Origin of the sequence: Mesorhizobium sp. (assembly GCF_005063415.1) — a bacterium.
GTDB lineage: Bacteria > Pseudomonadota > Alphaproteobacteria > Rhizobiales > Rhizobiaceae > Mesorhizobium.
On sequence record NZ_SUEG01000126.1, the window covers coordinates 1 to 14,748 of the forward strand.

The 14,748-nt window shown below is 62.9% G+C and carries 18 protein-coding genes; 10 read left to right on the top strand and 8 right to left on the bottom strand.

What is annotated here, in order from left to right; translation table 11 throughout:
- The 3 genes from E5W70_RS24940 to E5W70_RS24950 form a co-directional block, all read left to right on the top strand.
- The coding region (locus tag E5W70_RS24940) for a hypothetical protein (RefSeq protein WP_292663488.1) at positions 1–225 on the top strand (225 nt) is incomplete at its 5' end.
- 219 nt (positions 226–444) lie between these two features.
- A complete protein-coding gene (locus E5W70_RS24945) occupies positions 445–1,224 on the top strand; it encodes a Bax inhibitor-1/YccA family protein (RefSeq protein ID WP_292663490.1) in 780 nt (259 codons plus the stop codon).
- A 167-nt stretch (positions 1,225–1,391) separates the two neighbouring features.
- Positions 1,392–1,961, top strand: a complete 570-nt coding sequence (locus E5W70_RS24950) for a GNAT family N-acetyltransferase (protein WP_292663492.1) — start codon at positions 1,392–1,394, stop codon at positions 1,959–1,961.
- Between the two features lie 4 nt (positions 1,962–1,965).
- On the opposite strand, the gene E5W70_RS24955 is transcribed toward E5W70_RS24950, so the two are convergent.
- Positions 1,966–2,352: a DUF2794 domain-containing protein gene (locus E5W70_RS24955; RefSeq protein WP_031212724.1), complete on the bottom strand. Its 387-nt coding sequence runs from the start codon at positions 2,350–2,352 to the stop codon at positions 1,966–1,968.
- Between the two features lie 599 nt (positions 2,353–2,951).
- Complete coding sequence (locus tag E5W70_RS24960) at positions 2,952–3,701, bottom strand: thioredoxin family protein (protein ID WP_292663495.1); 750 nt, start codon at positions 3,699–3,701, stop codon at positions 2,952–2,954.
- Positions 3,702–3,876: 175 nt separating this feature from the next.
- Between E5W70_RS24960 and E5W70_RS24965 the strand changes: the two genes are divergently transcribed.
- Positions 3,877–4,539, top strand: a complete 663-nt coding sequence (locus E5W70_RS24965; RefSeq protein ID WP_292663497.1) for a ceramidase domain-containing protein — start codon at positions 3,877–3,879, stop codon at positions 4,537–4,539.
- 68 nt (positions 4,540–4,607) lie between these two features.
- Here the strand turns inward: E5W70_RS24965 and acnA are convergent, their stop codons facing one another.
- Positions 4,608–7,298, bottom strand: coding sequence for an aconitate hydratase AcnA (acnA, locus tag E5W70_RS24970; protein ID WP_292663499.1), 2,691 nt, complete (start codon positions 7,296–7,298; stop codon positions 4,608–4,610).
- A 282-nt stretch (positions 7,299–7,580) separates the two neighbouring features.
- Between acnA and ccmA the strand changes: the two genes are divergently transcribed.
- The 4 genes from ccmA (at position 7,581) to E5W70_RS24990 (ending at position 9,767) form a co-directional block, all read left to right on the top strand.
- Complete coding sequence (gene ccmA / locus E5W70_RS24975) at positions 7,581–8,189, top strand: heme ABC exporter ATP-binding protein CcmA (RefSeq protein WP_292663501.1); 609 nt, start codon at positions 7,581–7,583, stop codon at positions 8,187–8,189.
- Between the two features lie 46 nt (positions 8,190–8,235).
- Positions 8,236–8,901 (top strand): heme exporter protein CcmB, encoded by a 666-nt coding sequence (gene ccmB, locus E5W70_RS24980; protein WP_292663503.1) that lies wholly within the window; start codon positions 8,236–8,238, stop codon positions 8,899–8,901.
- A 126-nt stretch (positions 8,902–9,027) separates the two neighbouring features.
- A complete protein-coding gene (ccmD, locus tag E5W70_RS24985; protein WP_292663505.1) occupies positions 9,028–9,195 on the top strand; it encodes a heme exporter protein CcmD in 168 nt (55 codons plus the stop codon).
- A complete protein-coding gene (locus E5W70_RS24990; protein ID WP_292663507.1) occupies positions 9,192–9,767 on the top strand; it encodes a DsbE family thiol:disulfide interchange protein in 576 nt (191 codons plus the stop codon). The genes ccmD and E5W70_RS24990 overlap by 4 nt, the downstream gene beginning before the upstream one ends.
- 87 nt (positions 9,768–9,854) lie before the next feature.
- Here the strand turns inward: E5W70_RS24990 and E5W70_RS24995 are convergent, their stop codons facing one another.
- Positions 9,855–10,022 carry a hypothetical protein gene (locus E5W70_RS24995; protein ID WP_292663509.1) on the bottom strand — a complete coding sequence of 56 codons (168 nt, stop codon included), beginning with the start codon at positions 10,020–10,022 and terminating at the stop codon, positions 9,855–9,857.
- 264 nt (positions 10,023–10,286) lie between these two features.
- On the opposite strand from E5W70_RS24995, the gene E5W70_RS25000 reads away from it, so the two are divergent.
- Positions 10,287–11,204 (top strand): SMP-30/gluconolactonase/LRE family protein, encoded by a 918-nt coding sequence (locus E5W70_RS25000; RefSeq protein WP_292663511.1) that lies wholly within the window; start codon positions 10,287–10,289, stop codon positions 11,202–11,204.
- Between the two features lie 27 nt (positions 11,205–11,231).
- A complete protein-coding gene (locus E5W70_RS25005) occupies positions 11,232–11,441 on the top strand; it encodes a tautomerase family protein (RefSeq protein ID WP_292663513.1) in 210 nt (69 codons plus the stop codon).
- A gap of 256 nt (positions 11,442–11,697) precedes the next feature.
- Here the strand turns inward: E5W70_RS25005 and E5W70_RS25010 are convergent, their stop codons facing one another.
- From E5W70_RS25010 to ftsY, 4 genes are all read right to left on the bottom strand, one after another.
- Positions 11,698–12,231 carry an NADPH-dependent FMN reductase gene (locus tag E5W70_RS25010; protein WP_292663522.1) on the bottom strand — a complete coding sequence of 178 codons (534 nt, stop codon included), beginning with the start codon at positions 12,229–12,231 and terminating at the stop codon, positions 11,698–11,700.
- Between the two features lie 40 nt (positions 12,232–12,271).
- A complete protein-coding gene (locus tag E5W70_RS25015) occupies positions 12,272–12,892 on the bottom strand; it encodes a pyridoxamine 5'-phosphate oxidase family protein (RefSeq protein WP_292663515.1) in 621 nt (206 codons plus the stop codon).
- 91 nt (positions 12,893–12,983) lie between these two features.
- Positions 12,984–13,649 (bottom strand): septation protein A, encoded by a 666-nt coding sequence (locus tag E5W70_RS25020; protein ID WP_292663517.1) that lies wholly within the window; start codon positions 13,647–13,649, stop codon positions 12,984–12,986.
- A 60-nt stretch (positions 13,650–13,709) separates the two neighbouring features.
- The coding region (gene ftsY, locus E5W70_RS25025) for a signal recognition particle-docking protein FtsY (protein ID WP_292663519.1) at positions 13,710–14,748 on the bottom strand (1,039 nt) is incomplete at its 5' end.

Here is a 14,748-nt window from a genome sequence, read left to right on the forward strand (position 1 = left end):
GAATACATGCTGATCGGCCTTGCCACCGCGATCTTCGCGCTGGCGGCGGGCGGTGTGGCGGCGTGGTTCGTCGTCGCGCGCATCATGACGCTGCCATCGCACTTCATGCCCGAGGTAGCGGTGGCGACCATCGGCTTTTCGCTGGTGGTCACGGTCGGCATCGGCCTTGCCGGCACGTGGCGGGTGCTGGGCCACAAGGCGGCGCCGGTGCTGCGGAATCTGTGAGCCAGAGCCGGTTTTGATTAAATCTCGTTAATGTTCCGGGCGGGAAGGCCAATAAAACCGCATCTCCGGCACTTCACGGAGCATTACGCTTGGTTACGGTCTTGTCCTTTACGCCAAGAACCATCATATTTCGGCGCAGGCATGCTGGAGCCCCGCCAGCGGCGCCTGGGTTCAAAAGGACCTGACACCGGACGGGGCAGAAGCAATATGAGGATTTCCATGGCTGATCCCGTTCGCAATTATCCGACGCGCGCCGTGCCCGGCGCCGGCGTCGATGCTGCCATCGACCAGGGCCTGCGCGCCTACATGATCAAGGTCTACAATCTGATGGGGCTTGGCCTCCTCATCACCGGCCTTGCCGCGGTCGGCACAATCATGCTGGCCACTACCAGCGATCCCGCCTCGGCGGTCGCGACGTTGCCAAGCGGCGAGATGCTGACCTCGTTCGGCTACGCGATCTTTGGTTCGCCGTTGAAATGGCTGGTGATCTTTGCCCCGCTGGCCGCGGTGATGTTCCTGTCGTTCCGCGTCCAGTCGATGAGCGTTTCGGCCGCTCAGACGACGTTCTGGGTCTATGCCGGCCTCGTCGGCCTGTCTCTCTCGTCGATCTTCCTGGTCTACACCACCGCCAGTATCTCGCAGACCTTCTTCGCCACCGCCGCCGCCTTTGGCGGGCTGTCGCTCTACGGCTACACGACCAAGCGCGACCTCTCGGCGTTCGGTTCGTTCCTGGTCATGGGCCTGGTCGGCCTGATCATCGCGATGGTGATCAACGTCTTCCTGCAGTCGTCGGCGCTTTCCTTTGCCGTTTCGGCGATCGGCGTGCTGATCTTCGCGGGCCTCACCGCCTACGACACGCAGAACATCAAGGAGATGTATTTCGAGGGTGACGAGACTGATGTCGCCGGCCGCAAGGCGATCATGGGCGCATTGAGGCTCTATCTCGATTTCATCAACCTGTTCATGTTCCTGCTGCAGTTCATGGGCGACCGTCGCTAGTACGGCGTTCTTTGTTGACCATGATCTTTTCCGAAAACCGGTTTCCACTTTTCGGGATCATGGTCTGACTGGACCAGCGAGTTTGGAAAGGGCGGCCCAACAGCCGCCCTTTTCTTTTGTGCCGGCCTTTGCTTTGATATGAGGTAGATGAACGACTTGCATAAAGTATGAGCAGCATCACCTTGCGGGCCGCGACGTCGGCCGATCTCGACCGGATCACGGAAATCTATGCTGACGCGGTTACGAATGGCACGGCGAGCTATGAACTCGAACCGCCAAGCCGCCCCGAGATGGGCGCGCGCTTCGACAGTCTGATGGCGGGCGGCTTTCCCTATCTTGTTGCGGAAAAGGCCGGCGCCGTGCTCGGCTATGCCTATGCCGGGGCGTTCCGGCCACGCCCGGCCTACCGCTTCGTCGTTGAGGATTCCGTCTATGTCGCGCCCGAGGCAAAAGGGCAAGGCGTCGGGCTGCTCCTGATGCAAGGGCTGATCGAGGCGGCCAAGGCGGCGGGCTTTCGCCAGATCATCGCGGTGATCGGCGACGGCAGGCCCGACAGCGCCTCGGTACGGTTGCACGAGAAGCTCGGCTTCTGCCATTCCGGCCGCCTGGAAGGCTCCGGCTACAAGCACGGGCGTTGGCTCGACACGGTGTTCATGCAGCTGCCGATCAATGGCGGCGCATCGATCCCGCCCGATCCGCAATCGCTGCCCGAGCGGAAGTTCCGCCAGCAAAAATAAAGGGTTACGCCTCGACCAGCTTCAGTGTTCGGTCGAACACGCCAAGCACCCGGCCGAGTTCCTGGCCGCGCTTGAGGATGCGTCCGCCGGCGGCGATGACGGCGAACGCGCCTTGCCGGCGCGCCAGCTTCGGATCCTTGACGATCTGGAAAAGCGGCACTTCGCTGGTGCGGCGGAAGACGGAAAAAACGGCGCGGTCGGCGAGATGGTCGATAGCATAGTCGCGCCATTCGTTCGCGGCAACCATGCGGCCGTAGAGCCTGAGTATCTGGTCCAGTTCACGCCGGTCGAACCGCACCGGCTGGTCGAGGCGTTCGCGTCTTGCCTCATGCAGCGGGATCAATATTGCGGATGCGTCCCCATCCTCCGTCCCGCTGCTGCGATCAGTCATGCCTGGATCCTCGCAATGAATCGTACGCCCACCAAAGTTGGCGCTTTCGTTGCCGAATTGCAAGGCCCGGCCGGGCAAGGCCAGCACCGCGCGGTTTCTCCAGCGTCCAGTCACGTTTGCGAAACGCCTGTTGGAATTGGTGATGCTTCGCCACAATCCTGCCTTTTTTTATCCGTGCTCATGCCCCAATGTCCGACGAATTTACCGGTGTTGCCTGAGACGGTTCGGTCCGGCACCGGCTCGTAAACCCCAAGCCCCCCGCCCACGGGTCTGCGTCGGATCGAACCAACCTCGGTTTTTCCTTGGAAAGATCGGGTGCGACGATCCCAAAACCTAAATGACCGGCGTCAGAAGCAAGCTGACGCCGGTTTTTTATTGGCCGGCCGCCGTGGCGGTGCGATCCATCCAGATAGGCTGTCGTCGGCGGCTTGAGCGCGGTTATCCCTTCTCCCCTTGTGGGAGAAGGTAGATCGGCGCGAAGCGCCGAGACGGTTGAGCGGTGTTGGACGGAGTGAGGCGTTGGCGTTCCCTGGAACACCCCTCATCCGTCGCCTTCGGCGACACCTTCTCCCACAAGGGGAGAAGGGATAGCGCTCTAGCTAAGGCTTGCGGATAAAGGCTGCACCCAGGATCGGACCGGGCATGCCGTCCTTGCCGACCGACTGCAGCAGCACGGCGCAGCCGCCCTTCTTGGCGATCTCGCTCATTGGCAGTTCGTAGCGCTGCGCCTTGCCGTGCCACATGCCGGCGGTCTGGATGCTGGAGACGGCGTTCCAGTAGGTCATGCTGCGGCCGCTGTTTTCACCCTTGCCGATCTTTATCGTCTGTGGCGGGTTGAAATAGACGATGACGACATGCGCGTCGGCGGGGCCGGTCACGGCGTCGCCGGCATCGATCATGACGCGATCGCTGGTCCGGCTGACCTTGATGCCGACGCGCATGCCTTCACCGACCCTCTCCATGCGGGCCAGCGCGCCGTCGACTTCCTTGCGGCTGGCGCCGTTGACATGGCTGCGGCCGTTTATGACGGCTTGCGGGGTGTAGACGGAACCACTGCCGAAGGCGCGCATATATTCGTATTGCCGCTCGGTATTTTCCTTGCGGCTCAGCGTGTCCTGCCAGCCGAGGTAATCCCAATAATCGACATGATAGGCGAGCGCGACGATGTCCTCCTTGGCGGCAAGCTCGGCGAAGAATTCGTCTGCCGGCGGACAGGAATTGCATCCCTGGCTGGTGAAGAGCTCGACGACGCCTAATGGCTTGTCGGTTGGCTCGGCAAGGGCCCTGCCGGCAAACGCCGAGAGGGCCAGCGCAAGGGCCGCAAGCCGCAATGGTCTTCGAGATGGCATGGCCGTTCCGATCCCGCCGGTGACGCCGGCTTTGTTCTGGTTGTCGAAATATGTGGCAGAAGCGGCAGTCAACGGGAAGTCACGTTGCGGTGAAATTTTGCCGTTGCAACCGCTGGCAAGGGCGCAATAGGTGGACTTGCACTTCACGATGGAAGCGATTCGGGCGGCAATCAGCATGTGGCAATCTCTCCTGGCGCCGGTCGACCTTTATTGCGAACGGACGGGCCCGGAATTCTGGGCCGAACCGCTCAATGCGCTGAGCAATCTGGCTTTCTTTGCCGCCGGGCTATGGGGTGTCTGGCAGGTGCGCAAGCGCGGCACCGGCACCTTCGCCGAAGTGCTGGCCTGGTGGGTGGTGGCGATCGGCGTCGGCTCGTCGCTGTTCCACACCTTTGCCACAAGGGCAATGGTCCTGGCCGACGTGCTGCCCATTGCTGGGTTCACGCTGGCCTACACGCTGTTCAACCTGCGACGCTTTCTCGGTATGAAATGGGGCAAGGCGATCGCCATCTTCGTCGCCTTTTACGCCGTTGCCGGGCTGGTGACCTTTGCCGTGCCGGACTGGCTGCGCCAGGCGTCGAACGGGACGACCGGCTATCTGCCGCCGTTTCTGGCGCTCGCCTTCTTCGGCGCCTGGGTGGCGGCCAGCGGCAATCGCGCCGGCTGGTACAATCTGGCGGGTTCGGCGATCTTCGTCGTGTCGGTCATCTGCAGGATGATCGATCCGCTGGTCTGCGGCGGCTTTCCGCTCGGCACGCATTTCCTATGGCACATATTCAACGGGCTGATGCTCGGCGTGCTGCTGGCAGCGACGGCGCGGTTTGGAAAGCCAAAGTAGGGCAGTAGGGCAGTAGGTGGCTTGTCCTTGCTTCCCCTACTGCCCCACTCCCTTATTGCCCTACTCCCTTAAGCCGCAAGATCGCGCAGCACGTATTGCAGGATGCCGCCATTCTTGAAGTAGTCGAGCTCGTCCAGCGTATCGATGCGGCAGATGATCGGAACCTCTTTGATGCTGCCGTCGCCGTAGGTGATCCTGGCGATCATCTTCTGCCGCGGCTTGATGTTGCTCAGTCCGTCGATCTCGACCAGTTCGTCGCCCTTGAGGTTGAGCGAGGCCCATGAGGTGCCTTCCTCGAAGACGAAGGGGATGACGCCCATGCCGACCAAATTGGAGCGGTGGATGCGCTCGAAGGACTGGGCGATGACCGCGCGGACGCCCAGCAAATTGGTGCCCTTGGCCGCCCAGTCGCGCGACGAGCCGTTGCCATATTCGACGCCGGCGAAGATGACCAGCGGCACGCCTTCCTTCTTGTACTGCATGGCGGCGTCGTAGATCGATTCCTCTTCCTTCGACGGGTAATGGATGGTGTAGCCGCCCTCGCGGCCGTTCTCGCCCAGCATATGGTTGCGGATGCGGATATTGGCGAAGGTGCCGCGCATCATCACCTCATGATTGCCGCGGCGCGTGCCGTACTGGTTGAAATCGGCGACGCCGACGCCGTGGTCGGTGAGGTACTTGCCGGCCGGCGAGGCCGCCTTGATCGAACCGGCCGGCGAAATGTGGTCGGTGGTGATCTTGTCGCCGAACAGGCCGAGCACACGCGCACCCTTGATATCGCCGATCTTGCCGAAGCCTGACGTCATGCCGGCGAAATAGGGCGGGTTCTGCACATAGGTCGAATTGTCGTCCCAGGCATAGGTCTGGCCTTCCGGCGCCTTGACGTTCTGCCAGTACTCGTCGCCCTTGAAGACGTCGGCATATTTGCGGGCGAACAATTCGCGCGTGACGTTCTTCTCGATGAATTCCTGGATCTCGACCGAACTCGGCCAGATATCCTTGAGGTAGACCGGATTGCCGTTGCGATCCTCGCCGAGCGGCTCGGTGGTCAGATCCTTGGTCACGGTCCCGGCCAGCGCGTGGGCGACGACCAGCGGTGGCGAGGCGAGATAGTTCGCCTGCACGTCGGGCGAGACGCGGCCTTCGAAATTGCGGTTGCCGGAAAGCACAGCGGCAGCAATCAAGCCCTTATCGTTGATGGTCCTGGAGATCGGCGCCGGCAGCGGGCCGGAATTGCCGATGCAGGTGGTGCAGCCGAAGCCGACCAGGTTGAAGCCGATCTGGTCGAGCTCCTTCTGCAGGCCGGATTTCTCGAGATATTCGGCGACGACCTGGCTGCCCGGCGCCAACGAGGTCTTGACCCACGGCTTCTGCTTGAGGCCGAGCCGATTGGCGTTGCGCGCCAACAGCCCGGCGCCGATCAGCACGCTCGGGTTCGAGGTGTTGGTGCAGGAGGTGATGGCGGCGATGACGACATCGCCATGGCCAAGATCGTAGTCCGTGCCCTCGACGGCATAGCGCTTGTCGATTTCGGCGGCCTTCTTGTATTCGGTCTCCATGGCCTTGGCGAAGCCGGCCGGAATGTCTTCAAGTGCGACCCGGCCTTCCGGCCGCTTGGGGCCGGCCATCGACGGGACGACACTGCCGAGATCGAGCTCGAGCAGGTCGGTGAAGACCGGATCGGCCGAGCCGGCATCGCGCCACAAGCCTTGCGCCTTCGAATAAGCCTCGACCAGGGCGATGCGGCTTTCGTCGCGACCGGACATTGTCAGATAGCGGATGGTCTCGCTGTCGACCGGGAAGAAGCCGCAGGTGGCGCCATATTCCGGCGCCATGTTGCCGATGGTGGCGCGATCGGCCAGCGTCATGTTGGACAGGCCCGGCCCGAAGAATTCGACGAACTTGCCGACGACGCCCTTCTTGCGCAGCATCTGGGTGACGGTGAGCACCAGGTCGGTGGCGGTGACGCCTTCCCTCAGCCTGCCGGTGAGCCGGAAGCCGATGACTTCAGGCAGCAGCATGGAGACCGGCTGGCCAAGCATCGCGGCCTCCGCCTCGATGCCGCCGACGCCCCAGCCGAGAACGCCGAGGCCATTGATCATGGTGGTGTGCGAATCGGTGCCGACGCAAGTGTCGGGATAGGCGGTGGTCTCGCCGTCTTCGCTGTTGGTCCACACGACTTGGCCGAGGTACTCGAGGTTGACCTGATGGCAGATACCGGTGCCGGGCGGCACGACGCGGAAATTGCGGAACGCCTGCTGGCCCCATTTCAGGAATTTATAGCGTTCCTCGTTGCGCTCATATTCAAGCTCGACATTGCGGGCGAAAGCCAGCGGTGTGCCGAATTCGTCGACGATGACCGAGTGGTCGATGACGAGATCGACCGGCACCAGCGGATTGATCTTTTGCGGGTCGCCGCCGAGCGAGGCCATGGCGTCGCGCATGGCGGCAAGGTCGACCACGGCTGGAACGCCGGTAAAATCCTGCATCAGCACGCGGGCCGGGCGATAGGCGATCTCGACGCCGGCGGTGCCCCGGTCGGTCAGCCAGCCGGCGACCGCCTGGATGCTCTCCTTGGTAACGGAACGGCCGTCCTCGTTGCGCAGCAGGTTCTCCAGCAGCACCTTCATCGAATAAGGCAATTGGGCAATGCCGGCGAGGCCGTTCTTTTCGGCCTCGACAAGATCATAGTAGATGTACTCGGTGGCGCCGGCGGTCAGCGTGCGGCGGCAATTGAAGCTGTCGAGTGATTTGGACACGTGCGATCCCTAACTGTCGGTTGCCGGGAGGGAACGGACGCCAGTGGGCATGCAAATCACGCGCAAAGGTGCGGGTACGGCCATTTCCGCTGTCCGTTCCCAAGCGTCCGGGCCGTTCAAGGCGGCACGCGCGCTGGTTCGGCGCAAATTCGGTTCCCGTGCCGACCGCTGGCACGGATGATGCGGATATAGAGAATTTTCTGGAATAGTTCTAGACACGGAATTGCCATTTTTGCTGCGGCGCACCGAAGCCGCACCTGAACTTTCGGCGAAGGGGAACGGATGCGGCTGATCGCCGAAAATCTGGGCGGCGAACGCGGCGGCGAGACGGTATTTTCCGGCATCGAATTCGCGCTGGGGGAAGGCCAGGCGCTGGTCGTCACCGGGCCCAACGGCGCCGGCAAATCGACGCTGCTCAGGATCATCGCCGGACTGTTGCCGGTGGCGGCAGGCCGCGTGCGGTTCGAAGGTGGTGGCGAAGACTTTCCGTCGGCCGCCTCGGCTTGTCACTATCTCGGCCACCTCAACGCGATGAAGACGGCGCTGAGCGTTACGGAAAATTTGTGCTTCTGGCGCGATTTTTCGGGCGCCGGTTCCGCGGGTGTTGAAGAGGCGCTGGAGACCCTCGGGCTGGGCGGCATCGGCCATCTGCCGTTCGGCTATCTCTCGACCGGGCAGCGCCGGCGCGCGGCGATTGCAAAACTGCTGGTCAGCCACCGGCCATTGTGGCTGCTGGACGAGCCGACGGCAGGACTGGACAAGGCTTCGGAGGAGAGATTCGGCGAATTGATGGGGAAGCACCTCGAGAGTGGGGGGATCGTGGTCGCGGCGACGCATTTGCCGCTGGGGATCGAGGGGGCGAGGGAGCTTGTGATGGGGATGGTTGGGTGATGCCGGCAGGACAGAGGGGGGTGCCTGGGCGAAAGCATCTCACACCATGCTAGCCCTCTTCCTCCGCGACATCCGCCTGAGTATCCACGCCGGCGGCGGGGCGCTGACTGGCGTGATTTTCTTTCTCGCCGTTATCGCGACCATCCCCTTCGGCGTCGGCCCCGACCTGAGGCTGCTGGCCCGCATCGGCCCGGCGATCCTGTGGATTGCCGCCTTGCTGGCCTGCCTGCTCGGCCTCGACCGGCTGTTCCAGGCCGACCGCGAAGACGGCTCGCTCGATCTTCTGGTGCTTGGCAACAACCGGCACATGCTGGCGTTGACCGTGCTGACGAAATGCCTGGCGCATTGGGCGGGAAGCGTGCTGCCGCTGGTCATCGCCGCTCCCTTGCTCGGCCTGTTCATGAACATGGAGCCGATCGGCATCGGCGCCACGGCGCTGACGCTTCTGGTCGGCACGCCGGCGATCACCTTCATCGGTGCTGCCGGTGCAGCGGTGGCAGTGGCGTTGCCGCGTGGGGGGCTGCTGATCTCGGTGCTGGTGCTGCCGCTGACCATTCCCGTGCTGATCTTCGGCGTATCGGCCAGCTATGGCGCGGTAGCGGACCCCGATCCGTTCCTGCAGCCCTTCCTCATTCTTGCCGCGCTGACCTTGTTCCTTGCCGTGCTCGGGCCGGTGGCGGCGGCGCTGGCGCTTCGGCACGGAACGGATTGATGTGTTGGCTTCGGCTCATGCCTGCGGCTCGGCGAACAATTGCGGAGCCGGCGGCGCGGCGTTAAGAGAAGACATGTCGGAACAAGGCGAGACAAACCGGTTGGAAAGCGCCGCAGAGCGAAAAGCATGAGCATACACGCGCTTTATGTCACCGCCGCCTATGCGATTACGGCCGTGGTGCTGGGCGGGCTGATCGGCTGGATCCTGGTCGACCAGCGCGGCCGCAAGCGAGAGCTCGCCGAGCTGGAGGCGTCCGGCGTGCGCCGGCGCTCCGATAAGGCAGCAAAATCATGAGCACGGAAACGCAAACACCGGCGCGCCGCCGCCTGATCGTGCTGGTGCCGCTGCTGATCTTTCTCGGGCTGGCGGGATTGTTCCTGGCGCAGCTCTTGTCCGGGCGCGACGTTTCGGAAGTGCCGTCGGCGCTGATCGGCCTGCCGGCGCCGCAGACTGACCTGCCGGCGCTCGAGGGCACCAATTTGCCGGGCCTCGATTCAAAACAGTTCGCCGGCAAAGTGACGCTGGTCAACGTCTTCGCGTCCTGGTGCGCACCGTGCCGCGAAGAGCACCCGGTGCTGCTGGCACTGTCGCAGGACAGACGCTTCGTCATGGCGGCGCTGAACTACAAGGACCAGCCGGAAAACGCACGTCGGTTCCTTGGCGATCTCGGCAATCCGTTCCAGGCGATCGGCGTCGACCAAGCCGGGCGCACGGCGATCGACTGGGGTGTCTACGGCGTGCCGGAGACCTTCGTCATCGGCAAGGATGGCAAGATCGCCTACAAGCATGTAGGGCCGCTGACGCCGGACTCGGCGCGGACGCTGCTGTTGCCGGAGATCGAGAAGGCGCTGGCCGCGCCGGGCTGATGGCCCGCCGTTTCGTCATGCTAGGTCTTTGCTCCGCTTTGCGTCGCTACTCCCAAGGATGACGAACGTGATAGGTCGACCGAAGACTCAGCCGTAGATCTGCTTGTGGACCTGGTAGAGCATTTCCGAGCGGTCGGCGCGCATGTCGGCGAGGTCGCGGCTGCTGAAGCTGTCGATTTCGGCGACGAGGCGGTTGTAATGCCGGCGCTTGGCGATGCTGGTGCGAGCGCGGCTCATGAGGCTGTCGATGATCATAGCGAGTTTCCTTCTTGCGCCGCATTTCGCGGCCAGTTGTTCCTCCCTTGATCGATACGAAGCATGACATAGTTATGGTGCATTGCAAAAATAAGATGTTGCAATGCACCATTGCGCTGGGCGCATAGCCGGTTAACGGGATGTGACCTGCCGTCCGGGCCCGCATTCGCTTCCATAATGCTTCCGACGCATCATCGATCTTGCCATATCGATCGCAGGCTGGCTTGATCGCGCCTCGCCAAGCGACTGCTACCGGGAGGAACCATGGCCAGCGAATTCTACGAAGTTCTCGATCCGCGCTTTTCGCGGCTGTTCAACGGCAATGCACAGGTCGACCGGCTGTTTACCGGCTGCCGGTGGGCGGAAGGACCGGCCTGGTTTGCAGCCGGGCGCTATGTGGTCTGGTCCGACATCCCGAACAATCGCATGCTGCGTTACGACGAGACCGACGGCAGCGTCAGCGCGTTCCGTCAGCCGTCCGGCAATTCCAACGGCAACACCGTCGACCGGCAAGGCCGGCTGGTCACTTGCGAGCATTCCGGCCGCCGCGTCAGCCGCACCGAGCATGACGGCTCGGTCATCACCATCACCGACAAATGGCGCGGCAAGCGGCTGAACTCGCCCAATGACGCGGTGGTCAAGTCCGACGGCTCGATCTGGTTCACCGACCCGAGCTACGGCATCGATACCGATTACGAGGGCGACAAGGCCGAAAGCGAGATCGGCGCCTGCCACGTCTACCGGGTCGATCCCGGCACCGGCGAGACCGAGGCCGTGATCACCGACATGGTCAGGCCCAATGGGCTCGCCTTTTCGGTTGACGAGAGCAAGCTCTACGTCGCCGACACCGGCCGCACGCATGGTGCACAAAACCCGGCGCACATCCGGGTGTTCAATGTCGGCCAGGGCGGCAAAACGGTCTCCGGCGAAAAGGTCTTTGCCGACTGCACCGCCGGCCTGTTCGACGGTTTCAGGCTGGATGCGGACGGCCGCATCTGGACCAGTGCCGCCGACGGCATCCATTGCTACGATCCAGACGGGACGCTGATCGGCAAGGTCAAGGTACCGGAAGTCGTCGCCAATTGCGTGTTCGGCGGCAACAAGCTGAACTGCCTCTACATCGCCGGCACCACATCGCTCTATATGGTCCGGCTCATGGTCAACGGCGCCAAGACTTATTGAGCAGACGAGACCCAGGGGAGGGACGCCATGCCATTTGTGAATATCCGCATCGTCAAGGAGGTGATCGCCGCCGACCCGGCCGGCAAGAAAGCAGCGATCGCCAAAAAGGTCACGGCGGCTATCATGGACGCTACCGGGCTGGGCAACGACGATATCTGGGTGGTCTTCGAGGAGGTCAATGCCCGCGACTGGTTCGTCGGCCAGACGGACGTCGAGACGCGGAGGGGCAAGGGATAGTTCCAGAGTATGCGTCATCGGCGAAGCTGCCAAGCTCCCCCCTTGCGGGAGGTGCCTGGCAAGGGTGGCTGTCCCTCCGACTTACCTGCCGATTATGGCACGCCCTTTCAGGCTGTTCCGGTTGGGAATGGCTGAAGTCGAAAGTTGGCGTTCCGTCGCACCCCCCTCTGTCCTGCCGGACATCTCCCCCGCAAGGGGGGAGATTGGACGTCACTTCGGCTTTCGCCAGATACCAAGGCTATAAGGCCCCGACTGCTCATCGAGCGCCAATGACTTCGGCAAAAGCCGAAAGGACGTTGCGCATCGCGAGCCGGTTTGCCGGTTCCGCCAGGATTTTCTCCACCTCTGGCGGTCCCTTGCCGAGCAGACCGATCTCGAGCGCCCTGTCTTCGTAAAGCGCAAAAGACATTGTCCGCATGATCTCGACCAATGCGGCGCGGGCAAACAGCGAGCGCGGCGAGGCATGCACCAGCATGGCCGGTTTGCCGACGGCGGCATCGCGCGACACCAGCCAGTCGAGCGCGTTCTTCAGGCCGCCTGGCACACCGTGGGCATATTCCGGGCAGGAGACGATGACGCCGTCAGCGCGAGTGACCGCGCCGATCAGCGCCGCTGCTTGCGGCGGCGTCCGCCCACCTTCGTCGTCGGGGTTGAAAATCGGCAGCCGGCCAAGCCCGTCATAGACGGCGACGTGACAGTCCGGCGGCGCGTTTTGCGCGAGTGCCGCGAGCAGGGCCGAATTGGTCGAGGCGGCGCGCAGGCTGCCGGAGATGGCGAGGATGTTGAGCAAAGGAATGGAGACCGGCTTGGGCGATTCGTTGCCGGGCACGCTACCACATGGTTTCCCTGTATTCCTCGTCCAGCCAGCGGTCGGTCGCCTCGGCCGAATCGGCGAGCGCCAGCTGGTCGCGCAGGATCTGGCCGAGCGTCGGCAGCGTCGCGCGGTCGTACCAGCTCTCCGGCTTCCACAGTTCGGAGCGCATGAAGGCCTTGGCACAGTGCATGTAGGCAGCCTTGACGCTCACCACGACGACGCTTTGCGGTGCCTTGCCGTCGACCGCCAGCCGCTCACGCAATGCCGCATCGATGGTGATGCGGGCATCGCCATTGACACGCAGCGTTTCGTTCATGCCGGGAATGAGGAAGAGCAGCCCGACCGAGGGATTGAGAAGGATGTTCTCCAGCGTGTCGAGCCGGTTGTTGCCAGGCCGGTCGGGGATGGCGATGGTCTTCTCGTCGAGCACTGTTACGAAGCCCGGCCTGTCGCCCTTCGGCGTCACATCGGCATTGCCGGCGCCGTCCGACGAGCCGATCAGCACGAAAGGGCTCTTGCCGATGAAGGAACGGCAGTGGCCGTCCAATGCCTTCAGCTCCTTGCGGATCGAGCCGTCAGTCGGCCGAGGCGTCTTGTAGATCGTCCTCAACTCGTCGCGCGTGGCGATGAATTCCATGCCCCTCTCCTCTTATTCTGACGCAATTCCCTAGGGAAAGCGCTACGCGCTTTTCCCGGGAAAACCGCTACACACTTTTCCTGGAATTGCTCTATTTGCCGGCCTTCTCTTCCTTGCCGGTCTTGTCCTCGAGTGAATGGCGCAGGATCAATGGCATTTGGCTCAACGTGAAGACAAGGGTAATGGGAATCGTGCCCCAGACCTTGAAATAAAGCCAGGCTTCCTCGGAAAAGTTGCGCCACACAACCTCGTTCAGGGCAGCCAGAAAAAGGAAGAAGAGCCCCCATCGGAAAGTGAGCTTGCGCCAGCCTTCGGCGTCGAGGTTGAAGGCGGAATCAAAGACATAGCCCAACAGCGATCTGCCAAACGCCAACCCGCCAAGCAGCGTGATGCCGAACAGGCTGTTGATGATTGTCGGCTTCATGAAAGCGAAGGTCTTGTCCTGCAGCCACAGCGCCAGCGCGCCAAACACAAACACCACGATGGCCGAGACCAACGGCATGATCGGCCAGCTGCGCGTCAAAATCCACGAAACGCTGAGCGACAGCGCCGTCGCCACCATAAAGAATGCCGTAGCAATCAGGATAGGCTCGCCGATATGGCTGAGGATCGGAAACTTCCCGACAAGCCACGCGCCGCGGATGGTGGTGAAAAAGAACACCAGGCCAGGCCCGAGTTCGAGCAGGAATTTCAGGCCCGGGTTCAACGCCTTGCGTCGCGGATCGGACGGGTCGCCTTCGAGGATGGGTGGGTTCATAGGGTCCTTCTTACGCATGATCCAATCCAAAAAGCCTGCAGCTTTTTGGGATCATGCTCGTCAAGCCACTCCAGCGATCGCCCTGGCGAATTCGCTTGCGGAAAAGGGTTCGAGGTCGTCGACCTGTTCGCCGACGCCGATGAAATAGACCGGCAATTTGTGCTTTGCCGCGATCGCCACCAGAATACCGCCGCGCGCCGTGCCGTCCAGCTTGGTCATCACCAGGCCGTTGACGCCGGCGACATTGCGGAAGATCTCGACCTGGTTGAGCGCGTTCTGGCCGGTGGTGGCATCGACCGTCTGCAGCACGGTGTGCGGCGCTTCCGGATCGAGCTTGCCCAGCACCCGGACGATCTTTTCCAGTTCCGCCATCAGTTCGGTCTTGTTCTGCAGCCGCCCGGCGGTGTCGATGATCAGCACGTCGGAGCCGGCCTCCTTCGCGCGCTCGAATGCGTCGTAGGCGAGGCCGGCGGCATCGGCGCCGAGCTTCGAGGCAATGACCGGCGAGTTGGTACGCTCGCCCCAGATCTTCAACTGCTCGATCGCGGCTGCGCGGAAAGTGTCGCCGGCGGCGAGCATCACCGAGAGGCCGCCATCGGTCAGCTTTGCTGCCAGCTTGCCGATGGTCGTTGTTTTCCCCGTGCCGTTGACGCCGACCACCAGGATGACATGCGGCTTGTGGCTGAGGTCGAGCTCCAGCGGCATGGCTACGTGGGTCAGCACCTTTTCCACCTCGGCCGCCATGATGGTGCGGACTTCGGTGTCGGAGACGTCCTTGCCGTAGCGGCTGGCGGAGAGCGCGTCGGTTACGCGCAAAGCCGTCTCCATGCCGAGATCGGCGCGGATCAGCACATCCTCCAGGTCCTGCAGCGTGTCCTCGTCGAGCTTCCGCTTGGTGAAGACGCCGGCGATGTTGCCCGACAACTCCCGGGAAGAGCGGGCAAGCCCGTCTCGCATGCGCTGGAACCAGGAACGCCTCGGCGCCGGTTCGGGCGCCTTCCGCGGCTCGGCTTTCTGCTCGACCTTCTTGGTTACGGTGACTTTGCCGGGGGCGGGCGTTGGCTCGGGTGCGGGTTGTGGGACGGGCTCGCGCTTTACC